The sequence below is a fragment of the Mesorhizobium sp. M6A.T.Cr.TU.016.01.1.1 genome (genome assembly GCF_003952585.1).
GTDB lineage: Bacteria > Pseudomonadota > Alphaproteobacteria > Rhizobiales > Rhizobiaceae > Mesorhizobium > Mesorhizobium mediterraneum.
In genome coordinates, this window is the sequence record NZ_CP034452.1 from 6,491,997 (window position 1) to 6,518,165 (window position 26,169).

Here is a 26,169-nt window from a genome sequence, read left to right on the forward strand (position 1 = left end):
TTCTCACTCGCACTGGTATTGGCTGAGCGCCCATTCGCCGGTCACCGACAGAAGGTCCGTGACCTTCCAGTCACCGTCGACTTTCCTGAATTTCCATTCCAGCCGGTGCGGATTGCCGGCGACGACGAAGGCGACGACGACCTTGGCCGCGTCGCCATTGACCGCTTCGATAGTCTTCAGGCTCTTGTCGATCTCGGTCTTGTCGTATTGCGCATTGTCGAGCGCCATATTGGGATCGAGGCATTCGCCCTGCCCCGATTTCCGCAGCGCGTCGCTCTTGTCGAGTACCGACTTCGCCGGATCGGCGAAGTGGCTGCGCTGGGCCGGATCGAGCTCGAGCCCGACATGCTCGTAAAACGGCTTCACCACCGCCGTTGGCGAACCCGGCTGCACCGGCGCGGCCGCGGCGCTGTCAGTCGGCTGAGACGCGGCCGGCGGAGTTGCAGGTGCCGCATTGTCGGCCGGCGCGTTCGCGGGCGGCGCGCCGAACAGGCCCTGAGCAGCGGCGCTGCTCAACCCCGCCGCCAGCAGGCACACAGTCGCCAGAGCCAGGGCGCGGGCCATGGCATCACTCCGGAGTCTGGCCAGCCAGGCATTCGAGCGCACTCAGCGTCCAGCCGTTGGTCTTCGAGGTGATGTCGGCGATCTTCCACTGGCCGTCGATCTTCTTGAGCGACCAGACCATTTCGCGTTTGGATTCATCACCTTCCGGGAAAAGGTTGAACGTCGCCGTCACCTCGGCGCTATCGCCATCCACTGCTTCAGACAGCTTCAACGTCTTGGCGACCGTCTTCTCGTCGAAATCCTGGGCGTCGAGACCGGGGGCGAAGTCGATGCAAGGCACCTCGTCCGGTTTGTTCTTCTTTGCCTGGTCGTTGAGGTCGAACAGCTTGGTCACCGGCTCGGTGAAGCGGTCGCGGTATTGCGCGTCGGCCTCGAATTTGACCTCGGGCATGTAGAAGAACTTCACCGCATTGGATGCCGGCCCGGCCAGAGCGGCCGCAGGCGCTGCGATCGAGAGGGCGGCGGCAAGCGCAGTCAGTCTCATCCGATAATCTCCAGGCTTTCGTGGTGGGAACCGTTCAATACCACGAATCCTGCATCCCGGCTTTTTTGCGGCCCATGAATTCCCCTTGGGCGTTAACTCAGGCGCCCTTTGGGCGTTACCTCAGGCGTCCAGCCAGACGTTCTGGAGATCCATCTCGAAAGTCTGGTGGACAGCGTAATTCTTCACCTTCTTGTTCATGTGGCTGTACAGCTTCTGCCAGAACGGCTGAATGATGACGCCCGAATCCTGCAGGATCTGCTCGACGTCCTTCATGACCTCGCGGCGCTTCTCCACGTCGATGAGTGAGAGGGCCTGCTTGAGCTTGGCGTCGAAATCAGGATTCGAATACGCCGTTTCGTTCCAGGCCTCGCCGGTGCGATAGCCGAGCGCCAGCACCTGAACACCGAGCGGGCGCATGTACCAGATGGTCATGGAATAGGGGTACTTCGTCCAGTCGTTCCAGAAGGTCGACCCCGGCAGCACCGTGCGTTTCACCTTGATCCCGGCTTCGCGCAGCTGGCCGGCAATCGCGTCGCCGGTATTCTTTTGCCAATCGTCCTCGACGGTGATCAGTTCATGCTCGAAGTCGGCCTGTCCGGCCTCGGCCATCAGCTTCTTGGCGCCCGCCGCGTCGCGCGTCTTTTTGGGCAGCGGGTAGTATTCCGGATGGATCGGGCTGACGTGGTGGTTTTCACCTGGGGTGCCCCGCCCGGCGTAGCCAAGTTGAAGCACGGCATTGTTGTCGACGGCCATTTGCAGGGCATTGCGCACTCGCTGGTCATCGTAGGGCTTGTGCGTGATGTTGGTCCGGGCAACGAGGGTCGTCGCTGTCGCGACCTCCGATTTCTCCAGCCCCATCTTGTCGAGGATGTCGATGAAGTCGGCGGGTGTCTCGAAATTGACGTCGATCTCGCCGGAGTCGAATGCATTCACCGAGGCGTTGAAGTCGGTGCCGTAGTCGATGAATTCGACACTGTCGAGCGGCGCTTCGCCGCCCCACCATTTGCCATTCTCACGACGCTTGACGATTGCGTTCTGGCCGACCGAATAAGACACGAGTTCGAAAGGCCCGGTGCCGATCGGCTTGGCGATCGGATCGGCGCCGTCGGCATCGAATTTGCGATGGACCATGAGCGCCGGATAGTCGGTGAAGTTCGGGATCAGCGAGATATCAGGTTCGTTCAGCTTCAGCTTGACCGTGTTGTCATCGACCTTGGTGATTGCCCCTTCCCTGGCCTTGCCGGTTTTTGCATCGATCAGCGCACCGACGCGTGCGGCCATTGAATTGCCGGCGGCTTCCTTCTCGCACCAGCGCGTCAGATTGTAGACAACGTCATCGGCGTTGAAAGCATCGCCGTTGTTCCAGGTGATGCCCTTGCGCACATGCAGCACATATTCGGTGGCGTCGTCGTTGACGTCCCAGCTCTCGAGCAAGACCGGCTCGAAAGTGAATTCGCGCGTGTAGCGGACAAGCGGCTCCAGCCAGCAGCGCGAAATGTTCGCAAGCTCCACCCAGTCGTAAGTGCGCGGGTCCTTCTGTGCCTTCACCGACATCGAAACGCGGAGCGTCCCGCCCTTCTTCGGCTCTTCGGCCAAGGCCCGCTCAGGCACGGCAAGGCCGATCATGCCATAGGCAAGGGCCGTCGATGCCCCAAAGGCGCTTGCCAGCGCCAGAAATTCGCGCCGGTCCATCCGGCCTGCGCGAACATCCTCACCCATCGCCTCGATCGCATTCGGCACGCGATCACCGTTGCTTCTGAAGAGTGCCATTTTTTCTCCCTGTGGTTCCCGTTGGGTCTTCGCCCGTTGCATCAACTAATGCTGTCCGGCAGCCGCTCCTCGCGCTGCGCGATGAAATCTCTCAAGCCATCGGCGATGCCCTCATCGAGCTTCGGCTCCTCATAATCGGCGAGCATGTTGCGCGCTTTCTCGCGCCCCCGGGTATCGTGGTCCTTTGCCCCTTCGGCCTTCCACTGTTCGAACGAATTGAAGTCCATGATGCTCGGTATGAAGAAGGCAGACTCGAAATGGTCGAGCGTGTGCTGGGTGCCGAGGAAATGGCCCTGCGGCCCGACCTCGCGGATCGCCGCCATGGCCTCCTTGAAATCGTCGAACGGGAGACCGCCAGCATATTTGTACCAGCCGACAAGCTGTTCGCAGTCCGTGGCAAATTTCGAATAGCCGCAGGTCAGGCCGGCCTCGAGCCAGCCGGCGGAGTGCCAGATGTAGTTGGCGCCGGCAAGGATGGCGGCATGCATCAGCATGTTAGCCTCGTAGCCCGCCTGGGCGTCGTTCAGCTTCGACCCGACATGGAATCCGGACGTACGCCAGGGCAGCCGGTACTTCCGCGCCAGTGCCCCCATCAGATACATCATCTGGGCGGCCTCCGGCGTGCCGCCCATGGGGGCACCAGTCTTCATGTCGACAGTGACCATGAACTGTCCGTAGATCTGCGGCGAACCCGGACGCAGGAGCTGGGTGAAGGCGATGCCTGCCAGCGCTTCCGCATTGACCTGCGCGACCGCTCCCACGGCCGATGCCGAAGTCGAGGCGCCGCAAAGCGCGAAGGGCGCCAGGATCAGCGGCTGGTTGTGGCGCGCATAGACCTTCATCGCGTCCAGCATGGTGGCGTCCCAGACCAACGGCGAGTTGCAGTTGGTGATCGACACCAGCACCGGATTGTCTCGGACATAGTCCTCGCCGAACACGATGCCCGCCATCGCCATCGTGTCTTCGGCTCGTTCCCTGGAGGTCACGATGCCCATGAACGGCTTGTCGGAGTGCTTCAGCGCTGAATGGATGATGTGGAGGTGACGCTTCGGCACGGCAATTTCCATCGGCTCGCAGATGACCGAGCTCGACGAGTGCAGCGCAGGCGCCATGTAGGCGAGCTTGTGGAAATTGTTGAGGTCGGCGAGTGTGCCGTAGCGCCTGTTGTTGTCGAGGTCACGCACGTAAGGCGCCCCATACATCGGCACAAATATGGAGTTGTTTCCGCCGACGCGAACCGAACGCTCGGGGTTGCGCGCATTGAGCGTGAATTCCGGCGGGACCTTCGAGACGAGTTCCATTAGAAGAGCGCGGTCGATGCGGACACGTGTCTCGGAGACATCGGCGCCCGCCGCCTTCCACAACGCGATCGCCTCGTCGTCACGGAACTCGCATCCCACTTCTTCGAGGATGGAGAGCGACTCCTGGTGGATCAGCTCCACCGCCTCATCCGGGACCATTTGATATACCGGAATCTTACGGACCAAGGTTGGAAATGACGCCATGGGAGTTCCCCGCAGCGCCTTGCGCCCCAGGCGGCCGCCGCTGCGGCGGTTCGTGTGTTCGCTCACTTCAACGGCCGGTGCGTTCATGACCACTCCATCCTCCCCAGGCACTCAACTTAGCGAGACGAAATATGACTGTGACGCTGGAAAATCCTGATCTCTTGTATAAGCTCTGCTTATGCGAAGCCTGCGCCACCTATTGCCATCGGCCGGCAGCCTGATCGTCTTCGAGGCCGCCGGGCGGCTGTCGAGCTTCACCGCCGCGGGGCGCGAGCTCGGCATGACGCAGGCCGCCGTCTCCTATGCGGTGCGCGGGCTGGAGGAAAAGCTCGGCGCCAAACTCTTCCAGCGGCGCCACCGGCAGGTCAGCCTGACCGAGGCCGGCGAGCGTTTCCACGCCGACGTCTCGCTCGGCCTCTCGCATATCCGCAAGTCGGCCGAGGACCTGCGCCAGCAGGCGACCGGCGGCCATGTTACGCTTGCCGCTTCGACCGCCTTCGGCTCGTTCTGGATGATGCCGCGCCTGCAGCAGTTCCGCGACGAATTGCCGGGCATTGACCTGCGTATCCAGACCGCTGACCGCGACCTCGACATTATCGCCGAGGGCATTCCGCTCGCTGTGCGCGGTGGCGAGCCCCGGGAGTGGCCGGACTATCATTGCCTGCCGCTGGCCGACGAGGAAATCTTTCCCGTTGCCGGCGCCAGCTATGTGGCGAAGTTCGGCCTGCCGCAAACCGTCGAGGAATTGGCGTCACACCGCCTCATCCATCTCGAGGAGCCGTTTCGCGAGGCGGCGAGCTGGGAGGAGTGGTTCCACTCCGCCGGGGCCAGCCTGAAGGAGGCCGACGCCGGGCGAGGCTTGCGCATCAACGACTATGCGCTGGTGATTCAGGCGGTCATGGAGGGGCAAGGCATCGCGCTCGGCTGGCGGCATCTGGCCGAGCGACTGCTGGCATCGGGCCTGCTGGTGAGCGCCACCAGCCATGTGATGAGAACCGGCACGCGCTTCTACATCATCTGGCCGAAGAACCGCGAACTCAGCGACAATGCCCGCAAGGTTCGGGACTGGCTGGCCGCGCAGGCATGAGGCCATCCCGATAGTGCCCGGTCAAACCGTCACGACAATCTTGCCGAATTGTTCGTTCGATTCGAGAAAGCGATGCGCCTCGACGATCTGGTCGAACGGAAAGGTCCTGGAGATTACCGGCTTTAGCGCTCCCGACATCAATCCGTCGAGGATGAACGCCTTGGCAGCCTCCAACTTCGCCGGATCGCCAGTGATTTCGTGGACGAGATAGCCGCGCAGCGTCAGCGTCTTGGCCAGCACGGCGAACAGCGGGAACGGCGTCGGCTCGAGGCTCAAGCCGCCATATTCGATGAGAATGCCGCCGCGTGCCATCGCCGCCGTCAGCGGCTCGAATATCGGGCCGCCGACCGCGTCGAGCACCACTTGGATGTTGTCCGGGCCGGCGATTTCCTTCAGCCGGGCCTCCAGGTCTTCGTCCGCTGAAGCGATGACGTGGGCTGCGCCGAACTCGAGCAAGGCCTGCTTCTTGGCAGATGACCGCGTGACCGCGATCGGGGTCGCACCAACCATGTTGGCGATCTGGATCGCTGCAAGTCCGACACTGCTCGATGCTGCGGTGATGACGACAAAATCATCCCTGCTGAGCTTGGCAATGTCGATCAATGCGCCATAGGCGGTGAGATATTGCATCCAGACGGCCGCCGCCTCTTCCCAGCTGAGCGACGGCGGGTGCTTGACCACGAGATTGGCGGGATATGTGGCAATCTCGCCATAGGCGGGCCAGCAGGACATCGATTGTGGCGGCACGACGCTGACGGCGTCACCTGGCGCAAAACCGTGCACGCCTTCGCCGACCGCTTCGACGACACCCGCTGCCTCAAGGCCAAGACCGGAAGGCAATGGCGGCGTCTGGATATAAGTGCCCGAACGCAGCAGCGCCTCGGCCCGGTTGAGCCCCAACGCCTTGACCCGGATCTGGATCTCGCCCCGACCTGGCCCAGGAATATCGACATTCTCGATGCGCAGAACCTGGGGACCACCATGCTCATGAAAACGAACAACACGTGCCATCCGGTCATAACTCCAAAGTATTTGAACCGAATAGGCTATGCCAGCGGCCGTCTGGCAGATAAATAGCTGCTTGGACAGAACAGTAGAAACTGGGAGTTTTGAATATGGATCGCCTTACGAGCATGGCCGTGTTCGTCAAAACCGTCGATCTGGGCTCGTTCGCGGCGACCGCTGCCGCTCTGGATCTGTCCGGACCGATGGTCGGCAAGCATGTTCGGTTTCTCGAGGAGCGTCTGGGCGTGCGCCTCATCAACCGGACCACTCGCCGCCAGAGCCTGACAGACTTCGGGCGCGCCTATTATGAGCGTTGCCGAATGGTAATCGCTGAAGCCGAGGCCGCGGATGCGCTCGCGGCCGATCAACTTTCCGAACCACGCGGAAAGCTGCGCGTCATCATGCCGGTGCATTTCGGCCGGCGCTGCGTTGCTCCGATCCTGCTGGAACTGGCGCAGCAATATCCCTCGCTCGAACTCGACCTGTCGTTCAGCGACCCCCTCGCCGATCTTGCAGAGGATGGCTGCGATCTTGCCATCCGGACCGGCAATCTGGAAGACCAGGCCGGCGTGATGGCGCGTCGCATCGCGCGACAGCGCATGGTCGTCTGCGCGTCGCCATCCTATCTGGAGATGCACGGGTGGCCACAGCAGATAGGGGATCTCGGCAGCCACCAGGCCATCATCTACCGCCGTTCGGGCCGTGTCGTTCAACCATGGCTGTTTCCGCGCAATGGCCAGCCTGCGCTGGAGGTCATGCCGGTCAGCCGCTTGCGGCTCGACGACCTCGATGCGATCGCCGATGTCGCGGCCGCCGGCATGGGGCTTGCCTGGCTGCCATACTGGCTGGTTCGTGAGCGCATTCAGGCCGGCGCACTTGTCCCGCTGCTGCCGGAACAGCCGGGATTTCTTTACGACGCCTATGCGCTATGGCTGCAGACGCCTCACTTGCCGCTGAAGGTCCGTCTTGCCGTCGACGCGCTGGCGGCTGGATTGCCCAGGCTCCTGACGTGAAGAGCGCGGTCCGTTCGCGGTAAGCCGCGGATTCCTTAATTCTACCTCTCCCGTATGGGCCGCGAATCCGCCTATAGTGCCCTCATGCCCATTCGCCAGCTCTCCGAAACGATGATCAACCAGATCGCCGCCGGCGAAGTCATCGAGCGTCCGGCAAGCGTGGTCAAGGAACTGGTCGAGAACGCGCTAGACGCGGGCGCTGCCAGAGTCGAGATCGTCACCGCCGGCGGCGGGCTCAACCTGATCCGCGTCACCGACGACGGCTCGGGCATCCCGGAAAAGGAACTGGCGCTGGCGATCGCGCGCCATTGCACATCGAAACTCGCCGACAACATCCACGACATCCGCTCGCTCGGTTTTCGCGGCGAGGCGCTGCCGTCGATCGGCTCGGTGGCGCGGCTGTCGATCCGCTCGCGCACGGCCAACGGCGACACCGCCGCCGAGATCGGCATCGAGGGTGGCCGCGTGTCCGCCGTCAAGCCGGCGGCCGCCAATCGTGGCACCACGGTCGAGGTGCGCGACCTGTTCTTCGCCACGCCGGCGCGGCTCAAATTCATGAAGGGCGAGCGCGCCGAAAGCTCGGCGACCAGCGACGTGATCAAGCGCATCGCCATCGCCTTCCCCGCTGTACGCTTCACGCTGGCCGGTTCCGACCGCTCGACACTGGAGCTGCCGGCGACCGACGACAGCCCGGAAGGCCGGCTGCGCCGCGTCGCGCAAGTGATGGGCGCCGACTTTCCGGAGAATGCCATCGCCATCGACGCCGTGCGCGATGGCGTGCATCTGGCCGGTCACGTCTCGATCCCGTCCTTCAGCCGTGCCAACGCGCTGCAGCAATATGTCTATGTCAATGGCCGGCCGGTGCGCGATAAATTGATTGCCGGCGCCATCCGTGGCGCCTTCGCCGACGTGCTGCCGCGCGATCGCCATGCGGTGACTGTGCTGTTCCTGACGCTCGATCCGGCCATCGTCGACGTCAATGTCCATCCGGCCAAGGCCGACGTACGCTTCCGCGATCCGGGATTGGTGCGCGGGCTGATCGTCGGCGCCATCCGCGAAGCATTGGCCAATGCCGGCATCCGTGCCGCCACTTCAGGGGCAGCCGGCATGATGGCGGCATTCCGGCCGGGCGCGGCGTCCTACGCCCATTCAGGACCGGCCAACGGCCACCGCAGCTACGAGGCGGCCTACCGTGCCTCCGGCTCCGCCGGTTTCGACCCGGCCCGCTCGCCGCAACGGCCGCTGGACATGGGGTTTGAAAATACCGAACCAGGAAATGGCGGCTTCGGCGAAAACGATCAAGCGGCGTTCGACGCCGGCCCGCTTCACAGCGCCGACGCGCGTGCCGGACAGACTGAGACGGCGGAGACGCTGCTTGGCACGGTGCTGGGTGCCGCACGCGCCCAGGTGCACGAGAACTACATCGTCGCGCAGACCAGGGATTCGCTTGTCATCGTCGACCAGCATGCAGCGCATGAGCGGCTGGTCTACGAGGCGCTGAAGAACGCGCTGCATGCGCGCGCCGTGCCGTCGCAGATGCTGTTGCTGCCGGAGATCGTCGACCTGCCGGAAGAGGATGCCGAGCGGCTCGCCATGCATTCCGAAACGCTGGCCCGCTTCGGCCTCGCCGTCGAGCGCTTCGGCCCGGGTGCGGTCGCCGTGCGCGAGACGCCGTCGATGCTCGGCGAAACCAACGTCCAGCAGCTGGTGCGCGACCTTGCCGACGAGATCGCCGACAACGACACGGTCGATACGCTGAAGGAACGGCTGGACAGGATCGCCGCGACCATGGCCTGCCACGGCTCGGTGCGTTCCGGCCGCCTGCTCAAGCCCGAGGAGATGAACGCGCTGCTGCGCCAAATGGAGGCGACGCCGGGCTCCGGCACCTGCAACCATGGCCGCCCGACCTATATCGAGCTCAAGCTCGCTGATATCGAGCGGCTGTTCGGGAGGCGGTGAAGGGGGGACTGCATTGAGCGGCCTCCCCCAAATGGACGGCTCTAGGCCTCATTTTGGGAGGCGAACTTCTCATAGACAAACTTCCCCTCACTTCGAAAAAAGGCACTTCCGCAAGGCGCCTCTAGACAAGTGGTAATGAGCGGGTCGTAGTTCGCAATTGTGTTAACGTCGAATAGGCTTAAGTTATTTGGATTGTTGACATATTCGTCAGATTCGTCACCAGAAAAAAATCGCCAGCCGCTATCAATTGGACCGTCTGGTGTTTCACGATACAGATAGCCGACTAGAGCGCCATCTACGGTAATGCGATCTGACGCGATACAGCTACCGTAACCGGCCGCTATTGGGCGAAACGTTGACGCATCCCGAAAAAACGTCTTGGGCATTCTAAGCTCACTGCTGGCGCCCCATTCCTAATCAGGATTAGCTGCCATGTGTGGTCGGCGGTCAAGCATTTGATGTAATCACCTCTTCAAATTCACCACGATCACGCCGCCAAGCGCCAGCGCTCCACCGAAAATGCCGAGCAGTGTTGGTACCTCGCCCAGCCAGAAGAAGCCGATCAGCGTCGCCACCGGCGAAACCAGATAGAGGAAGTTCGAGGCACGCGCCGCCGGCAGCCGGGAAAGTGCTGTTGCCCAGGCGGCGTAGGCGATGAGGCTCGGCACGATGCCGAGAAAGATGACGGCGCTAAGCCCGGCGGTATCGGCAACTGCCGCCTGCGCGAGGCCGCTTGGCAGGAACGGCGCCAGGCAGAGCGCGCCGAGCACCATGTTGGAGGCGGCAATGGTCAGCGGGTGGTGGCGGGCAAACAGTGGCTTCTGGACGATGGTGTTGACGGCCGAGCACAGCGCTGAACCCAGCACGAGCAGCGCGCCGGTGTTGAAATGCAGGCCCTGCCCCTCGCCCATGGCAATGATGCCGATGCCGGCGAAGGAGATGGCTGTGCCTGCCCAGGCCAGGCCTGAGAAGCGTTCGCCGAGCAGCGCCATCGCCATGATGGCGGTGAAGATCGGGCTGACATTGATGATGAAGCCGGCAGCACCCGCCGAAACGGTCAGTTCGCCGAAATTGAGCATTGCCGTGTAGAGCGCGACGAAGACGGCGCCGCCGAAGACAAAGCGCCATAATTCGTCGAGCTTTGGCAGCGCCGGCCGCTTGACGGCGAGGAAGATCGCCGCTGGCACCGCCGCGATGGCAAAGCGCAGCGCGCCGAGTTCCAGCGGCCCGAAGGCGGCGAGGCCGGCGCGGATCGCCGGGAAGGCGGACGCCCAACCGACCACCGTCAGCGCCACCGCAATGGCTGCCGTGGTGTCCATCCGCTGTGTCGAATTCAACGTTCCGGTATAGGCGCTCATTTCATTTCTCTCGCGTTTCATATGCTCAAACACACAAAACGCCTTTCCTGACCGGTTGACAAACGACCAAATCGAGAGTCAGCTGTGATTATGGATCACAGCTCAGACGCGATGCTGCCGCTTGAAACCCTGCGCGCCTTCGACGCCGCGGCGCGGACGGGCAGCTTTTCGGCCGCTGCCGAAAAACTCAACCTCACCCATGGCGCCGTCAGCCGGCAGATCGCCAAGCTCGAGGACTGGCTCGGGCTGAAAGTGTTCGATCGCGGCGCGCGCGGCGTTTCGCTGACGATCGAAGGCAACCGGCTGCATCTGCGCACCACTGAGGCCTTCGCGCTGATATCCAGCAATTCGGACCGCTGGATCGAGCCGCGCGGCACCGCCGTGGTGCGGCTGACCTCGATCCCCTCGGTCAGCGGGCTGTGGCTGATGCCGCGCATGGCGGCGCTGGAAAACAACCCGTCCAAGCTGCGCATCGTGCTCGACGTCGATATCCGCCAGGCGGATCTCGCCGACGAAGGTATTGATCTGTCGATTCGCTGCGGACGCGGCCGCATCCCCGGCCGCGTCTCGGTGCAGCTTTTCGAGGAACATGTTTTCCCCGTCGCCTCGCCGGAGCTCGCCAAGGAGATCGGTCGTGGCGACCCTGCCCGGCTGCTCAAATTCCCGCTGATCAACGATTCGGACGCCTCGGCCTGGCGCGCCTGGTTTGCCGCGCAGGACATCGACTATCGGCCGCGCCCGCAGGACCGGCGCTTCGAGGATTACAATCTGGTGCTCGATGCTGCCACTCACGGCCTCGGCATCGCGCTGGCGCGGCCACCGATGACCGAGCATCAACTGAAGTCAGGCCGCATCGTCGCCGTCGACGACCGCATCGTTCTCAGTCCGATATCCTACTGGCTCGACCGGCCTATGGGGCGACCGCGCGCCGCCGCTGCCGAGCTTGCCCGGCGCATCGCGCTCCAGGCCGGGCTGGCGGCGGAAAAGATCGAGGATTTCATCGTAGCTGAGCAGTAAGATGCCAGGCATCCACTTTGCCGGCTTACTCGGCTGGTTGTCGTCCGAAACGGAGCCGACTAAACCCAACCTTGTCTCGCTCCAAGCTTGACCTTGCCGGCAATTTGTGGCGATGACATCGTCATGAACCTTGGCTCCATGTCATGATGAACCGTTTCGAAGGCCCCGGCGGCAAGGAAGCCCGTATCCGCTACCTAGACGGCGACTTCCAGGTGACCAGCCCCGGCGCCTTCGTGCGCTGCGCGGTCACCGGCGAAAGCATCCCGCTCGATGAGCTCAAATACTGGAGCGTCGCCAGGCAGGAGCCCTATGTCAGTGCTGCGGCCTCGCTGCGCCGCGAGATCGAGGCACATCCCGAATTGCGCAGCCGGCGCTAAACCAGCTTCCGGATCGGCTCCAAAGTCACCCCTTCAGCTTGCGCTGCCGCCAGGCATCCAGCGTCTCGTCGATGATGCGTTCGGGCACGTGGTCGGGATCGAACACGGTGTCGATTTCAAGCACATCGAGCTGCCCGAGGAACTCGGCAGGCGCAGCATCGTGGCGCAGCCGGGCGGCGTCCTTGGCGGTGGTGATGAGGGCAAGTCCGGCACCTCGCGCTGTCGTTGCCAGTTCGGCAAGCTCGTCCTCACCATAGAAATGATGGTCTGGAAACGACCGGGTCAACACGACTTGGCCGCCGGCCTCACGGACCGTGTCGAAGAATTTGTCGGGATGACCGATGCCGGCAAAGGCCAGAAATCGCTTGCCGACCAGCCCCGCCGTCCTGCTTGGCCGGGTGCGCGCCTCGAAGATCGGCCGGCCGGCGCGCGCCGCCTGGCGGACGACCGCATCGGCAGCAAGGCCCTCGCCCATCTTCAGCAGCGCGCTGGTGAAAACCAGCTGGTCGACGATACCAGCCCTGAGCGGACCGCCAGGAATGACGCGGCCGTTGCCGACGCCGTAGCGCGCGTCGACGACGACCAGCGCGTAATCGATATGGATGCGCGCGCTCTGGAAGCCGTCATCCATGATCAGGAAATCACAGCCATGCTTTTCCAGCAGAAGACGCGCGCCGGCGGCCCGGTTCGGCGTGACCGCGACCGGCGCGTGCTCGGCCAAAAGCAGCGGCTCGTCGCCGACATGCTTGGCGGCGTCGTGATGCGGATCGACGACATGCGGCTGCGCGAAGGAGCCGCCATGGCCGCGCGACAGGAAGCCGGGATTGAGATGCATGCGCCTGGCCTGTCCGGCGAGCGCGATCGCCACCGGCGTCTTGCCGGTACCGCCGACGGTAAAGTTGCCGACACACAGCACCGGCGCCTCGACCTTTTCGCGCGCCGCCGAGCGCATGCGGCGGCCGGCAATGAGGGCATAGATCGCGGACAGCGGCGTCAGCGCCAGCGCGCGCCAGTCCGGTTCTTCCCACCAGAAGGGTGGCGCTTCGCTGGCCACCTTAGCGGCCGTTGGCGCCCTTGAGGCGCGACTTGACGACCAACGGCTGAATATAGGGCTCAAGCGACTTCAACGTGAGCGCCAGCGCGCCGCGCATCTCGTCGACGGTCGCCGCACCGGCTGCCATCATTTCGTGGCGAGCCACCTCGTTGCTCAAAAGGAAATTGACGGCGCCGGCCAGCATGTCGCGGTCGCGCACCAACTTGGCGCCGCCGCTGTCGAGCAGGCGCTGATAGGTCTCGCGAAAATTCTGGACATTGCGGCCGGCCAGCACCGCGGTGTCGAGCATGGCCGGCTCCAGCGGATTCTGGCCGCCCTCGGAGGTGAGCGAACGGCCGACGAAGGCAATCTCCGTCAGCCTGAGATAAAGCCCCATCTCGCCGATCGTGTCGCCAAGCAGAATGTCCGTGTCGGCGGTGATTCTTTCGCCCTTGCTGCGCCGAGCGACTTTCAGGCCCATGCCGGAAATCTGCGCGGCAAGCGCTTCGGCGCGATCGGGATGGCGAGGCACGACGATCGTCAAAAGACCGTGGTGACGCTTGTGCAGCATCGCGTGAACCTCGGCGGCGACCACTTCCTCGCCGTCATGGGTCGAGATTGCCGCCCAGGTCGGACGGACGCCGATCTGGCGTTTCAGCGTGTACAACGCCCTTTCATCGGCCGGCGGCGGCGTCGTGTCGACCTTGAGATTGCCGGATACGGTGACCGGCCGGGCGCCGAGCGAGAGGAAGCGCTCGCCGTCGATTTCCGACTGGGCGACAACATGGGCGAGATTCTCGAACAGCGCCTCGGCGATGTTGGCGCGCTTCTTCCAGGATTTGAACGAACGGTCCGACAGCCTGCCATTGACCAACACTTGCGGCACACGGCGCGCGCCGAGCTCCAGGATGGTCATCGGCCAGATCTCAGATTCGGCGATGATCGCCAGATCCGGCCGCCAATGGTCGAGGAAGCGGCTGACCGCCGGCTTGAGGTCGAGCGGCACATATTGGTGGATGATGCGGTCGCCGAGCCGTTCGTCGGCAACCTGAGCGGAGGTGACAGTGCCCGTCGTCAGCACGATGTTGACGCCGTAGTCGAGGATGCTCTCGACCAGCGGCACGACGGCGATGGTCTCGCCGACGCTCGCCGCATGGATCCAGATCACCGGCCCTTCGGGACGCTCGCGCCCGGCGATGCCATAGCGCTCGCGCCGGCGAATTCGGTCCTCCTTGCCCCTGGAGGTGCGCCAGGCAACATAAGGACCAATCAGCGGATAGGCGGCTGCGCCCGCGAAACGATACGCCGTCAGGAAGGTGCGCGCCCAGCGCCCGCTCATTTCGAGCCATCCACGAGGCGATAGGCCTCGGCGGTTGCGGCGTTGAGCGCGGCCGTGACCTCCTGGCGCTTGCGTTCCATTTCGGCCTCATCCGCATTGGCCGGAACGAACACCGGCGTTCCCACGACGATCGACGAGCGGCCGAACGGCAGATTGATCGTGGTCTTGTCCCAGCTGCGCTCCAGCACCTTACGGCGGCTGGTGGCGATTGCCGCGGGCAGGATCGGCCGGCCCGAGAGCCGCGCCAAGAGAACGATGCCAAGCCCCGCGTCGCGCGGCGTGCCATGAGGAATATCAGCGATCATGGCGACGTTCTTGCCGGTGGCGAGCGACTTTTTCAGGGCAATCAGCGCCTTGGCGCCGCCCTTGTCGAGATGCTTCGCGCCTTCGCGTCCGCCCGAGCCGCGCACCGCCTCGATACCGAATTTCTCGATCATCAGCGCGTTGAGCTCAGCATCGGCACTGCGCGATACCATGGCGACCAGCGGCCTTCCCTTGGGGTAGTAGGCAGGGGTCAGAAGATGCTGGCCGTGCCACAGCGCAATGATGCCCGGCTCGAATTGCGAGTAAGCGCCACCCGATATCTGCGCCGATCCGTCGACAACGCGGTTGGTCAGGCGGATCAGACGAACGAACTGCGCAAATAGGCTGGCGATGGCGTTCTTGACAAATCGCGATTGCGCCAGCGGTTCGCGAATCTTGCGCCAGAATGTCCGCGGGGTGCCGCCAGGATGCCTTCTGACTCCAGACCTCGTGGCCGATCCTTTCACCGCTTCATGATCCATCGATTTCAATCGGCAGCCTTGGTGTCGGGGTCGAGCAACCGGTGCAGGTGAACGACGAAATACCGCATATGAGCATTGTCCACGCTGGCCTGGGCCTTGGCCTTCCATGCCGTCTGCGCGGATTGATAGTCCGGATAGATGCCGACGATGTCGAGCGCGTCGAGATCACGGAATTCGGTCCCGCCCAGCGTCTTCAGTTCGCCGCCGAACACCAGGTGCAAAAGCTGCTTCTTTCCGTCTTCCGCGGTCATGTCGGTCCTTCACATATCGTGAGTTTGTGACAGGTCTAGACCAAAGCCGCCGACTTTGGAACCATTGATGATATGTTCAACTGTCCTGCCCGGCGATGACGCCGGAGAGGACGGCGAGCAGTTCGCCGCTGCCGGCAACCAGGGCGCCGTGGCTGATCACTTCGCCGGCATAGCGCGGTGCGCGGCCCTTCTGGTCGAGCAATGCGCCGCCGGCCTCGCGCAAGATGAGGTCCGCCGCGGCGATATCCCAGTCATGTGCGTTGGGTTTGACGAAGGTGGCGTCGAGCATGCCATTGGCGACCATCGCCAGCCGGTACGCGAGCGAGGGTATATAGGGCACGCGGTTCATCCGGCCCTGCCATTCAGCCGGCATCAGGCTGATCAATGGCTTCGGCCCGCCGATTTCGACCATCGCTGCGGGGCGGCGCACTGTAATGCGACGGCCATTCAGGAACGCCCCCTCACCGGGCAGCGCCCAATAGGTCTCGTTCGTGGCCGGACATTCGAGCACGCCGGCAAGCGTGCGGCCGTCCTCGACCACCGCGACGCTGACGCACCAGGTGCGAAGGCCTTCGAGGAAGCCGCGCGTGCCGTCGATCGGATCGACGACGAAGGTGCGGCGGGCGGCAAGCCTTGCGGAATCGTCGGCCGTCTCCTCCGAGAGCCAGCCATAGTCAGGACGGGCCGCCAGCAAGGTCTCGCGCAGGTAGGCGTCGGCGGCGTGATCGGCCTCGCTCACCGGCGAAGTGCCGCCCTTCATCCACACTTGCGGGTTGTTGCCGAAATAGCGCATGGCGATGACGCCCGCCTCGCGGGCAGCGTCGCGCAAGACGGCCAAGTCCTCGCGGGCTCCGGCGGAGGTGACTTGGTCAAGCTCCGGCAAGGGTCATGCCTTCGATCAGCAGCGTTGGTGCCGCGGTGCCGAAATTGCGATCGAGATCGCTCGCCGGAACCATGTTGAGGAACATGGTCTTCAAATTCGAGGCGATGGTCACTTCCGCAACCGGATAGGCTAGCTCGCCATTCTCGATCCAGAAGCCGGAAGCGCCGCGGCTGTACTCGCCAGTCACCATATCGACGCCCTGGCCGAACACTTCGGTGACGTAAAAACCTGATTTGAGCGACTTGATGAGGTCTTCGGGCGCCCGCTCGCCCGGCTCGATGGCGAGGTTGGTCGACGATGGCGAGACGGAGGAGCCGTTGCGTGAGCCGCGCCCGTTGGTGGTCAGCCCCAATTCCCGCGCGACCGAGGTCGACAGGAACCAGTGGTTCAAAATGCCTTTCTCCACCATGAGCAGTCTTTCGCCCTCGATGCCTTCGCCGTCAAACGGACGCGACGCCTGGCCACGGCGCCGCAGCGGCTCATCGGTGACGGTGATCGCGGCCGCCGCCACCTGCTTGCCCATCATGTCGCGCAGAAAACTGGTCTTGCGCGCGACGGACGCGCCGTTGATGGCGCCGGCGAGATGACCGGCGATGCCGCGAGCGACACGCGGGTCGAACACCACATTGACCGGGCCGGTCGCCGCCTTGCGCGCGCCGATGCGCCGCGCGGCGCGTTCGCCGGCCTTGCGGCCGATGTCCTCAGGCGCGTCGAGATCGGAATAATGCTGGCGCGAGGAGAATTCATAATCGCGCTCCATGCCGGTGCCCTCGCCGGCGATGACGCTGGTCGAGCGCGAAAAGCGCGACGCGACATAGTGGCCGACAAAGCCGTGCGAGGTGGCGAGCACCAACCCGCCAAGCCCGGCACTGGCGCCGCTGCCGGCCGAATTAGTAACGCCCTTGACGGCAAGGGCGGCCGCTTCCGCGGCCAGCGCTGCTTCCTTCAACTGGTCGGCCGAAATTTCCGTCGCGTCGAACAAATCGAGGTCGCGCGGCTTATCGACCAGCAGGGCCGGATCGGCGAGGCCCTGATAGGGATCCTCAGGGGACACTTTGGCCATCGCCACGGCGCGCTCGGCCAGCGCTTTCGGGTCTGAGGCAGCGGTCGCCGAGACGCTCGCCACCCGCTTGCCGACGAAGACGCGCAGCGAGACATCCTCGCTCTCGGACGCGTCGGTCCCCTCGACCTTGCCAAGCCGCACCGACACGCCAGTCGAGCGGCCGCGCACCGCAACCGCGTCTGCGGCGTCGGCTCCGGCCCGTTTGGCCGCTTCGACCAGGGCCGCGACGCGGTCGGTCAATTTCGCTGAGTCCAGCGTATCGGTCATGCGCATAGTCCTGTTTTTCCGCCTGACATAAGTGGCGGCCGCTCCGCACCATCTATTGTTCCGATGTGGCTTGTGCAATGGCAGAAGTGGCAAGCAGAATAGATCGGCCAGCGGACATCGGCTTCAGGCGGCATGACCGAAGAGGTTCCTCAAAGACTGCTTCGCGCCAGGTTCGGACCGGCCGACAGCCCCTTTGACGTCGTGTCTCGATCACATGCGGACGTGTCGATCGCGGTAACGCCGCCTATCTCCTTTCCCACGCATGATCGGCATCTACCCGAACCATTAAATTAGCATTTTCTTGTGTACCTTGGGAACTTTGTAGCTTGCGTTCCATTTTCAACCGCATGCGAGACTCTGTGATCCAAAGCATCAGGACTGCGGTGAACGTGTCGCCGCCACGGTACTCGTTGGTCCTTCCCATATACAATGAAGAGCAGGTCCTGCCTCGACTGATCGAGCGGATCAGCTCCCTGATCTGCCGGTTGGACGGAGAGGCTGAGGCGATCTTCGTCGATGATGGAAGCCTTGATGGGAGCGTCGAATACCTTCGGAACGTGGTCGCCGTCGAGCCGCGCTTCCGGCTGATCGAGCTTTCCCGCAATTTCGGCCACCAGGTCGCGATCACGGCCGGCATGGACGCGGCTGCGGGTGATGCAGTCATCGTCATGGATGCCGACCTGCAAGACCCGCCGGAGGTGGTTCTCGATCTGGTGGCGAAGTGGAAGGAAGGTTTCGAGATCGTCTATGCCCGCCGCGTCAAGCGTGAGGGCGAATCCTGGTTCAAGCGCATTACGGCGAGTCTCTTCTACCGTCTGCTGGAGAAAATGACGTCGGTCGACATCCCGCGCGACGTCGGCGATTTTCGCCTGGTTGGCCGTAAGGCTCTGGAAACCTTCAAGCAAATGCCCGAACATGACCGTTTCGTCAGGGGCATGTTCGCCTGGATGGGATTCAGGCAGACGGCGGTGCCTTTCGAACGCCCCGCGCGGACCCTTGGCCAGACCAAATACCCATTCTGGAAGATGATGCACCTTGCCGTTCACGGCATCGTCAGCTTCTCCGAGAAGCCGCTGCGCATGGCGCTGTGGGGCGGATTGGCCATTTCCGCGCTTGCGGCAGTGTTCGGTGCTTATGCCATCTTCGCCTGGATTTTTGAAACCGGCATCATTGCCGGCTGGACATCCACCGTGGTGATCGTGTCGCTTCTTTGCGGCATCAATCTTTTCATGACCGGCGTGGTCGGACTTTATGTCGGCGGTATCCACGCCGAGGTGAAACGCCGTCCGCTTTACGTGATCGATCGGGTCACCGGCTTCGATAAGGCGATGCGTGCCGCCCCCCTTGGTGAGAGCCGTCGTTCGATCCGAAAGCCCAGGAATGGAGCCTCGGCTGATGGCCGAACTCTTCGACAGCTATAAATCAAATTATGGCGAGGCGGTCGCAGGATCCATCCGGTTTTCCGGCCTCAGGCACGACTTCTTTCTGACCGCCAAGGCCGACCTGCTGCGGCGCCTTGTGGTCGAGCGAAGGCTTCGGCAGGGCGGTGGGAGTGTGCGGGCGCTGGACGTCGGTTGTGGCGTCGGGTCGCTCCACCCTTATCTCGAAGGCGCGTTCGAAAGCCTGGATGGCTGCGACGTCTCGGAGGAATCGATCCTGCGCGCCGGCCGGGACAATCCAGGTGTGACCTATCGCGCGTGCATCACGCTGCGCTTGCCTTATGAGGACGGCGCGTTCGATCTGGCTTTCGCCAGTTGCGTCGTCCATCACGTTCCGCCCGTCTCCTGGCTCGATTTCTTCCGGGAAATGCGGCGCGTCATACGGCCGGGCGGCGTCGCCTGCATCATCGAGCACAATCCCTATAATCCGCTGACGCGTCTTGCGGTGTTGCGGTGCCCGTTCGACCAGGACGCGGTTCTGCTCAACGCCGCCAAAGCAAGGTCCCTCTTCCAAGAGACGGGCTTCAGCGATATCCGATCCGAGCATTTCCTGCTGCTGCCCTCGGCCAGGCCCTTCGCCAGAAGACTCGAGCGCCTGCTTGCTCCTCTACCGCTCGGGGCCCAGTATGCGTGCAGCGCGCATGTCTAAGGGCCGTTCGACCGCCGGTGCCGGGCTGAAGCTGCTGGCGCGCTTCGGGCTGGTCGGCATCGCTGCGACGATCCTTTATGCTGTCCTGGCTACCGTCTTGATCAAATCGGAATGGATCGGCGTCACGCCCATCCAGGCGTCGCTTGCGGCTTACGCCGCGGCAGCCGTGTTTTCGTATCTCGCGCACAAATCGGTAACCTTCATGTCGAGCGGATCGCATCGATCGGAAGCTGCGCGTTTTCTCCTGCTGACGGCGACAGGCTTCGGCATGGCTTATGCGGTGCCGGCACTTTTGACGATGAAACTCGGCCTGCCGCCCATCATCGCCGTTCTGGTTACATGTTTGCTTATTCCAGCGGTCAATCTTCTCATGCTCGACCGATGGGTTTTCGCGCAGCGAGGACCCGGCCGGCAAAGCGACCGCTCCACCTAATCCGTGTCAATGGCATCGAGCCGGAACGACACCATCTTGATGGAGCGCTTGTAGATGTTGCTGGCGGCCGGAGTTTGCGGAATGCCGTCGAGATAGTCGAAGGCGATGTCGAGTGTATCGGTCTTGCCGAGAGCCGCCGGTGGAATGATGAACGTAACCATCCGTGGTTCTTTGCCAGACAGCGTCACCGCCTGCGCCCGAACCCCGTTCACCGAGATCACCACCCTCTGCGTGATCTGTGGTGGCCGAATGACGGCGGCCATTTGCAGCGTGGCAGCCAAGCCGTGACCGAGCGGCGGTATCTCCAGGCGAAGCCGCGAGGTCTCGCCCAGCGAATGGGTGCCGTCGCCTGCCGACCCCGACCAGCCGCAGACCTTTATGCTGGCTGCCCGTTTGGCGCCGTCGCTGCGGAACGATACCGTCTCGCCAAGTGTGTAGCTGCCGATGGCATCGCGGTTGAGGCACGTGGTCGTTTTATCGATGTAATAGGCGCGATAGTCGGCGTTGACGTTCGGATTGAGAGCAAGCGCAAGGATGACGATTTCGGACCCGGCCAGAACCGCCGCGAACGCGTAGCCGCTGAGCCAGGCGGCGCGTCTGTAAGGCACTAGAGTGTCAGACCAGGGCAAGGTAGCCCCCGATCCACGCCGCAGTCATGAAATAACAGGCGCACAGGAAGAGAACCAAAGCCGCTAGGTAAGTCAGCCTCGACGCCGACAGCAGGACGGCCAGCAACATTGTCAGAGGCGCAAGCCCAATGACGTACCTGACCATCGAGGCCAGGTTGGTGATCAGTGGCAGGATGATGCAGAGCGCGCAGAACAGCGCAGCGCCATATTGCCTGCGAGCCGCCAGGCCCGCCGACAGCGCCAGTCCGGCGATTGCGGCTAGCGCGCTCCACTGCGGCGCCGTGGGCAGCCATCCTGTGGCCGGAACGGCAGAGAGCCCGTCCCATAGAAAGACGAGCGGATTGCCCGCTACCCGTCCGAACGCGCGCTGGACGTGCAAGAACGCAAAGCCGTCCCCGACCGTAAGATAAAGAAACAGGATGTAAGCGAACAAACCGGCTGGCGAGATGAAGATAGCGACGAGCAGATCCGGCCGGCCAAGCACCCAGCGTGGGAAAGACAGCGTCGATCCGCCCCGCTGGCGGTGTTCCCTGAACATTTGAATGACGGTCGCAAATACGACGAGGACCCCGACGAGCCTCGTCGCCGACAGCAATGCGGATGAAACGCCCGCGGCGAGATAGCTGGAGCGCTTGAGCGCCAGAAAAACGCACGAGGTCAGGAGCACGAAAAGTGGTTCGGTCAGGAACGTGGTGAAATGGAAGGAGAACGGACCGCTGAGCAGAAAGGCGCAATACAGGACATAGGCCCGCATGTTCTTCTCCAGCAGCGGCCATGCCACCAGACAGGCGGCGTAGCTGCAAACAATGGAGGTGACGGTCGCGACCAGTATCGTCTGGAAAGGGAAAACAACCCGGATCGCCGCCATCAGCATCGGATAGAGTGGAAAGAAGCCCCAGCGACCGACATTGCTCTGGTTTGGAATGGGAAAGCGTTCGTAACCTTGTTCGCTGATATCAATGTACCAGGCGCAATCCCACCGGCAGAGCGCACGGGCATAAGCCGCGAAACCCGATTCCTCCGATACCGAAGCAAATGCCGCATAGCGAATGGCTAACCCGCTGACGACGAAAAGGAGCGGCACCGCCGCGACGGCTACGGCTATAGAGCGACCGCCGGCGCTCGGACGCGCGACATCTTCGAGCGCCAACTCTGCCTCCACCCATACGAGTGGCTGGCGCCACTCTCTCCTCTAAATTAGCGCTGTCGTGGCAAATTCAAGACATGCCTTTCGTCGGCTCAAGATCCGCGTCGCGGATCAGGAGCTTCTCAGCCAAACCAGCATCTCGCCGGGATCGCGGTTGTCCCAGGCGAAATAGGGAACGGCGGTGACGTTCGTCTCCTCCACCGCCGGCGGTTCGGTGCGATAGAGCCCGTCTTCCCAGTTTTCAAAGGCTTCTTTCTCGGCATCTACCGAGAGCGTTACGACGCCGCCCAAAAGGTTGGGCTCCTCACGCGCCTCGATCTTTGCCGTGCGTGGCAAGGCGATGCGGTGCAACTGGCCGGCATTGTCGGTCTCCTCGACGCAATAGATCAGCGGACCGCGGGCGAGCGCGACGCGGCCGATATCCTGCCGCACCTGCGGGTTGGCATAGAGGCGGTTGACCGCCATTTCGAGATCGAGTTCCACCTTGTCGCCCTTGCGCCATTCGCGGCGGATTGCGGCGTAGTCGTCGCTGGTTACATCATCCAGATCGACTGCCTCCCCGTTCACCTTGAGCGCCGCCTTGCGGCACCAGGCCGGCAGGCGCAGGTGCAAGGTGAACTCGGTCGGCGCCTCGGGTTCGATCGTGATCGAGACCGCGCCGTCCCATGGATAGTTGCTGGTCTGGATCAGCTCAATCTGCCGGCCTGATATCTCGAAGCGGGCCGTGCTGTCGCCATAGAGGTGGATCGCCAGCGCGTCGTCCGAGAGGCCATAAAAGTAGCTGCCGATCGAGGCGACCATGCGCCCGATATTGGGCGGGCAGCAGGGGCAGCGATGCCATTTCCAGCGGTTGTGCTTCCCCCGGCTTTCCAGCGGATTTTCATAGAAGAACAGCGAGCCGTCGAGCGACAGGCCTGAAATCGAGCCGTTGTAGAGCGCCCTCTCCATCATGTCGGCGTAGCGGGCATCGGGGCCCATGCCGAGCATGCGGCTGGCCCAGAACACCAGTCCGACCGAAGCGCAGGTCTCGGCATAGGCGGTTTCATTGGGCAGGTCGTAGTCTGATGTAAAGCCCTCATTGTGCGACGATGGGCCGAGGCCGCCGGTGACGTAGAGGTTCTTGGTCATGAGATCGTCCCACAGCCGGTCGAGCGCCACCCGCAGCGTGTCGTCGCCATATTCGGTCGCGATATCGGCCATGCCGGAATAGAGATACATTGCCCGCACCGCATGGCCCACAACCTTGTCCTGATCGCGCACCGGCTTGTGCGACTGGCTGTATTCGTAGGTCTTGAAATGATAGGCTTTTGGGTCCGCGCCGCGGGCCAGCGCCTCCTCGTCGAAATAATGCGGCTCAAGGCCGCGCTGATCGATGAAGTACCTTGCCAGGTCCATATACTTTTGCTCGCCGGTGACCCGCGCGAGCTTGACCAGCGCCAGCTCGATCTCCTCGTGGCCGCAATAGCCCTTCTTCTTGCCGGCCTCGGGACCGAACGTCTCGGCGATGTGGTCGGCATAGCGGCACATGATGTCGAGCAGCTTGCGTTTTCCCGTGGCCTGGTAGTAGGCGACCGCGCCTTCGATCAGATGGCCGGCGCAATAGAGCTCGTGGCAATCGCGCAGATTGGTCCAGCGCAAGCCGGGCTGGATGCGCTGGTACCAACTGGAGAGATAACCGTCGGGCTGCTGCAGCTTGCCGTACATGTCGATGACGGCGTCGACCTTCTTCTCCAGCTCGTCATTGCGGCGGCGATAAAGCGAATAGGCGGCGGTCTCGATCGTCTTGCCCCAGTCGCTGTCCCAGAACATCTGGGTCGTCACCGTCGAGCCGGTGAACTCGTTGCCGGCGGCGGCTGCCTCGTCCGGCGATGGGGAGTGGAACGGAATGACGACGCCGGGCGATGGCCGGTCCGGGTCGATCTGCTCGAGCATGCGCGCCTCGACGCAGCGGTCATAGAGGATATCGGCGGTCCTGGTGGCGACTGCATCGACGCGGTCGCCCCAAAAGCCCCTGATATCGACCTGTGGCACCGGCAGCGGACGGAAGGCGAGCTTCGGCTTAGCGGATTGCGATGCGGTCATCAATTTACTCCGTTCGAATAGGGATCACTTCACGGCCCCTGCCATGAGGCCGCGGATGTAGAAGCGCTGCAGCAACAGGAAGAGCACCAGGCATGGCACCATCATCACGGTGACGCCGGCCTGCACCGCGCCCCAGTCGATGGCGCCGAAGCGGCCGGACTGAAGCGCCGTCATCATGATCGGCAGCGTGAATTTGGACTGGTCCGTCATCAGCACGAGCGCTGCCAAAAACTCGTTCCAGGCGCCTAAGAACGCGAACAGCGCTATGGTGACGATGCCCGGCCAGACCAGCGGCAGCATCACGCTGAGCAGCATGGTGACGTTGTTGGCGCCGTCCATGCGGGCGGCTTCCTCGATCTCGCGCGGAACCGCGTCGAAGGCGTTGCGCATCATGAAGATCGAGAACGGCAGCTGCAGCGTGACATAGACGCAGACCAGTCCCGTCAGCGTGTTGTGCAGGCCGATCTTGGTCAGCACCAGGAAGATCGGGGTCAGGATCGACTGGAACGGGATCATGATCGTCGACAGGATGACGACGAAGAGCAGGTTCTTCAGCGGAAAGCGGAAGCGCGAGAAACCGTAGCCGGCCAGCACGCTGACAATCACCGACAGCACCACCGTCATGACAGAGACATAGATGCTGTTTTGCGCCGGCAGCCACAGCCCATCGCCGAAGGTGTTGAGCGTGGCGTAGTTCTCGACCGAAAACCCCGTCGTCGGCCAGGGCGGCAGCGGCGGCTGGCGCGACTCCTGCGCCGGCTTGAACGCCGAAAGCACCGTCCAGACGATCGGCGCCAGGAACAGCAGCGAGGCAACGATGCCCGTCGCGTGCTCGGCAATCTGCATGCCGATGCGTCGTTTGCGGCTGCGTGCCTGCGCCATCAGTCAATTCCCTCGGGTTGGCGCAGCAGCCGCAGCTGGATGAGGCTGAGCGCGACCAGGATGACCAGCAGGATCATCGACAGGGCGGCGCCGTAGCCGAGTTTGAACGACACGAATGACTGGTTGAAAATCCAATAGACGGCGGTCAGCGTCTGGTTGCGCGGCCCGCCGCGCAGGATGATGTAGAACTGGTCGAAGGCGAGCACCGAGCCGGCAACCGAGAGAATCAGCGCCAGCGCCAGCGTGCGGCGCATCAGCGGCAGGGTGATGGCGCGAAACCGCGCCAGCGGCCCTGCCCCATCGATCATCGCCGCCTCCTGCAGATCCGGCGGGATGGATTGCAGACCGGTCATCAGGATGATCATGGTGAAGCCGGCCACCTTCCAGACGACCATGGCGATGATCGACCAGAACGCCGGCTGGAAGGTCGCCAGCAGATTGACCTTCTTCTCGGTCAGGCCGAGCTCGAAGGCGGCGGGGCTGAACAGGCCGGAATCGACATTGAGCAGCCACGACCAGAGCAGGCTGGCCGAGGCGAACCCAATGACGGCCGGCATGAAGAAGGACGTCCGGTAGAAGCCGGTCATCTGCCGCGGTCGTTCGATGAACAGCGCCAGCGGAAAGGCGACGACGAAGATCGCGATGGTGACGATCACCGTGTAGTAGCCGGTGAAACGCAGCGCGTTCCAGAACCTGGTATCGCGCAGGATCGCCCAGTAATTGTCGAGGCCAATGAAGGAGTGCGCGCCCATCAGCGGCCAGTTGTGCAGCGACATCCACGCCGTCATGCCGAGCGGGATGATGAAGAAGACGACGACGAGGGCGACGGCCGGCGCGACATAGAGCAGGCCGACCCACTGCCGGCGGCCGGCGCCGACCAGTTTGCGGCGACGCGCTGGGGCGGTGATTGCTGCGATGGAGGTCATGGCTCTACGTCCCCCCTCCCCCTCGAGGGGAGGGTCCGGCCGAAGGCCGGGGGTGGGGTCCTGCGTGCAGCGCGCCGACGAAAAAGAACGTCGAGCACTTCGCAGACGACCCCACCCGGACCTGCGGTCCGACCTCCCCTCAAGGGGGAGGTGGGGCTGGCGCTCATCCGCCGGGTGGTTGTAGCGATTAAGGTCATGCCTGTTCTTCCACTAGCGCTGCGT

Annotated in this window: 26 protein-coding genes; 8 read left to right on the forward strand and 18 right to left on the reverse strand. The window is 63.3% G+C overall.

Features of this window, described 5'->3' with window-relative positions; all coding sequences use genetic code 11:
- Positions 1–3: 3 nt before the first annotated feature.
- From EJ075_RS31495 to EJ075_RS31510, 4 genes are all read right to left on the reverse strand, one after another.
- Positions 4–564, reverse strand: a complete 561-nt coding sequence (locus tag EJ075_RS31495; protein ID WP_126106980.1) for a hypothetical protein — start codon at positions 562–564, stop codon at positions 4–6.
- A gap of 4 nt (positions 565–568) precedes the next feature.
- Positions 569–1,048 carry a DUF3828 domain-containing protein gene (locus tag EJ075_RS31500; protein WP_095485671.1) on the reverse strand — a complete coding sequence of 160 codons (480 nt, stop codon included), beginning with the start codon at positions 1,046–1,048 and terminating at the stop codon, positions 569–571.
- Positions 1,049–1,168: 120 nt separating this feature from the next.
- Positions 1,169–2,818 (reverse strand): ABC transporter substrate-binding protein, encoded by a 1,650-nt coding sequence (locus EJ075_RS31505; RefSeq protein ID WP_126106981.1) that lies wholly within the window; start codon positions 2,816–2,818, stop codon positions 1,169–1,171.
- A gap of 41 nt (positions 2,819–2,859) precedes the next feature.
- Positions 2,860–4,410 carry a trimethylamine methyltransferase family protein gene (locus EJ075_RS31510; RefSeq protein WP_126106982.1) on the reverse strand — a complete coding sequence of 517 codons (1,551 nt, stop codon included), beginning with the start codon at positions 4,408–4,410 and terminating at the stop codon, positions 2,860–2,862.
- 91 nt (positions 4,411–4,501) lie between these two features.
- Between EJ075_RS31510 and EJ075_RS31515 the strand changes: the two genes are divergently transcribed.
- The gene (locus EJ075_RS31515; protein ID WP_126106983.1) at positions 4,502–5,410 is read left to right on the forward strand and encodes a LysR substrate-binding domain-containing protein; all 909 of its coding nucleotides are present in this window, start codon (positions 4,502–4,504) and stop codon (positions 5,408–5,410) included.
- Positions 5,411–5,431: 21 nt separating this feature from the next.
- On the opposite strand, the gene EJ075_RS31520 is transcribed toward EJ075_RS31515, so the two are convergent.
- Positions 5,432–6,421: a zinc-dependent alcohol dehydrogenase family protein gene (locus tag EJ075_RS31520; RefSeq protein WP_126106984.1), complete on the reverse strand. Its 990-nt coding sequence runs from the start codon at positions 6,419–6,421 to the stop codon at positions 5,432–5,434.
- 104 nt (positions 6,422–6,525) lie between these two features.
- On the opposite strand from EJ075_RS31520, the gene EJ075_RS31525 reads away from it, so the two are divergent.
- Together EJ075_RS31525 and mutL are read left to right on the forward strand one after the other, a co-directional pair.
- A complete protein-coding gene (locus EJ075_RS31525; protein WP_126106985.1) occupies positions 6,526–7,428 on the forward strand; it encodes a LysR family transcriptional regulator in 903 nt (300 codons plus the stop codon).
- Positions 7,429–7,512: 84 nt separating this feature from the next.
- The gene (gene mutL, locus EJ075_RS31530; RefSeq protein WP_126106986.1) at positions 7,513–9,387 is read left to right on the forward strand and encodes a DNA mismatch repair endonuclease MutL; all 1,875 of its coding nucleotides are present in this window, start codon (positions 7,513–7,515) and stop codon (positions 9,385–9,387) included.
- 41 nt (positions 9,388–9,428) lie between these two features.
- Here the strand turns inward: mutL and EJ075_RS31535 are convergent, their stop codons facing one another.
- Both EJ075_RS31535 and EJ075_RS31540 read right to left on the reverse strand, forming a co-directional pair.
- A complete protein-coding gene (locus EJ075_RS31535) occupies positions 9,429–9,773 on the reverse strand; it encodes a DUF2185 domain-containing protein (protein ID WP_126106987.1) in 345 nt (114 codons plus the stop codon).
- Positions 9,774–9,851: 78 nt separating this feature from the next.
- Complete coding sequence (locus tag EJ075_RS31540; RefSeq protein WP_126106988.1) at positions 9,852–10,745, reverse strand: DMT family transporter; 894 nt, start codon at positions 10,743–10,745, stop codon at positions 9,852–9,854.
- A 90-nt stretch (positions 10,746–10,835) separates the two neighbouring features.
- Here EJ075_RS31540 and EJ075_RS31545 point away from each other — a divergent pair, with 90 nt between their 5' ends.
- Positions 10,836–11,762: a LysR substrate-binding domain-containing protein gene (locus EJ075_RS31545; RefSeq protein ID WP_126106989.1), complete on the forward strand. Its 927-nt coding sequence runs from the start codon at positions 10,836–10,838 to the stop codon at positions 11,760–11,762.
- 143 nt (positions 11,763–11,905) lie between these two features.
- Complete coding sequence (locus EJ075_RS31550; RefSeq protein WP_027153867.1) at positions 11,906–12,139, forward strand: DUF2093 domain-containing protein; 234 nt, start codon at positions 11,906–11,908, stop codon at positions 12,137–12,139.
- Between the two features lie 25 nt (positions 12,140–12,164).
- Here EJ075_RS31550 and lpxK read toward each other — a convergent pair whose 3' ends face one another.
- The 6 genes from lpxK to EJ075_RS31580 form a co-directional block, all read right to left on the reverse strand.
- A complete protein-coding gene (lpxK, locus tag EJ075_RS31555; RefSeq protein ID WP_126106990.1) occupies positions 12,165–13,193 on the reverse strand; it encodes a tetraacyldisaccharide 4'-kinase in 1,029 nt (342 codons plus the stop codon).
- A gap of 1 nt (position 13,194) precedes the next feature.
- Positions 13,195–14,511, reverse strand: a complete 1,317-nt coding sequence (waaA, locus tag EJ075_RS31560; protein WP_095485663.1) for a lipid IV(A) 3-deoxy-D-manno-octulosonic acid transferase — start codon at positions 14,509–14,511, stop codon at positions 13,195–13,197.
- On the reverse strand, positions 14,508–15,296 hold the full coding sequence (locus EJ075_RS31565) for a lysophospholipid acyltransferase family protein (RefSeq protein ID WP_126106991.1): 789 nt from the start codon (positions 15,294–15,296) through the stop codon (positions 14,508–14,510). The genes waaA and EJ075_RS31565 overlap by 4 nt, the downstream gene beginning before the upstream one ends.
- A gap of 5 nt (positions 15,297–15,301) precedes the next feature.
- The gene (locus EJ075_RS31570; RefSeq protein WP_095485661.1) at positions 15,302–15,547 is read right to left on the reverse strand and encodes a DUF4170 domain-containing protein; all 246 of its coding nucleotides are present in this window, start codon (positions 15,545–15,547) and stop codon (positions 15,302–15,304) included.
- 76 nt (positions 15,548–15,623) lie between these two features.
- Positions 15,624–16,430: a 3'(2'),5'-bisphosphate nucleotidase CysQ gene (locus EJ075_RS31575; RefSeq protein WP_126106992.1), complete on the reverse strand. Its 807-nt coding sequence runs from the start codon at positions 16,428–16,430 to the stop codon at positions 15,624–15,626.
- The gene (locus EJ075_RS31580) at positions 16,417–17,760 is read right to left on the reverse strand and encodes a TldD/PmbA family protein (protein ID WP_126106993.1); all 1,344 of its coding nucleotides are present in this window, start codon (positions 17,758–17,760) and stop codon (positions 16,417–16,419) included. Before EJ075_RS31580 ends, EJ075_RS31575 begins: the two co-directional genes overlap by 14 nt.
- Positions 17,761–18,107: 347 nt before the next feature.
- Between EJ075_RS31580 and EJ075_RS31585 the strand changes: the two genes are divergently transcribed.
- The 3 genes from EJ075_RS31585 to EJ075_RS31595 are packed head-to-tail and all read left to right on the forward strand — an operon-like array spanning position 18,108 to position 20,281.
- Complete coding sequence (locus EJ075_RS31585) at positions 18,108–19,181, forward strand: glycosyltransferase family 2 protein (protein ID WP_126107528.1); 1,074 nt, start codon at positions 18,108–18,110, stop codon at positions 19,179–19,181.
- The gene (locus EJ075_RS31590) at positions 19,156–19,848 is read left to right on the forward strand and encodes a class I SAM-dependent methyltransferase (RefSeq protein WP_126106994.1); all 693 of its coding nucleotides are present in this window, start codon (positions 19,156–19,158) and stop codon (positions 19,846–19,848) included. Before EJ075_RS31585 ends, EJ075_RS31590 begins: the two co-directional genes overlap by 26 nt.
- A complete protein-coding gene (locus tag EJ075_RS31595; RefSeq protein ID WP_245458058.1) occupies positions 19,841–20,281 on the forward strand; it encodes a GtrA family protein in 441 nt (146 codons plus the stop codon). The genes EJ075_RS31590 and EJ075_RS31595 overlap by 8 nt, the downstream gene beginning before the upstream one ends.
- On the opposite strand, the gene EJ075_RS31600 is transcribed toward EJ075_RS31595, so the two are convergent.
- The 5 genes from EJ075_RS31600 to EJ075_RS31620 form a co-directional block, all read right to left on the reverse strand.
- Positions 20,278–20,889, reverse strand: a complete 612-nt coding sequence (locus tag EJ075_RS31600; RefSeq protein WP_245458059.1) for a hypothetical protein — start codon at positions 20,887–20,889, stop codon at positions 20,278–20,280. The two genes, EJ075_RS31595 and EJ075_RS31600, sit on opposite strands and share 4 nt — an antisense overlap.
- Before the next feature lie 7 nt (positions 20,890–20,896).
- Positions 20,897–22,060, reverse strand: coding sequence for a hypothetical protein (locus tag EJ075_RS31605; protein ID WP_126106997.1), 1,164 nt, complete (start codon positions 22,058–22,060; stop codon positions 20,897–20,899).
- Positions 22,061–22,168: 108 nt separating this feature from the next.
- A complete protein-coding gene (locus EJ075_RS31610) occupies positions 22,169–24,139 on the reverse strand; it encodes a glycoside hydrolase family 127 protein (protein ID WP_126106998.1) in 1,971 nt (656 codons plus the stop codon).
- Between the two features lie 24 nt (positions 24,140–24,163).
- The gene (locus EJ075_RS31615) at positions 24,164–25,021 is read right to left on the reverse strand and encodes a carbohydrate ABC transporter permease (RefSeq protein WP_126106999.1); all 858 of its coding nucleotides are present in this window, start codon (positions 25,019–25,021) and stop codon (positions 24,164–24,166) included.
- Entirely contained in the window at positions 25,021–25,947 is a 927-nt protein-coding gene (locus EJ075_RS31620; RefSeq protein ID WP_126107000.1) for a sugar ABC transporter permease, read from the reverse strand. Before EJ075_RS31620 ends, EJ075_RS31615 begins: the two co-directional genes overlap by 1 nt.
- Positions 25,948–26,169 lie beyond the last annotated feature (222 nt).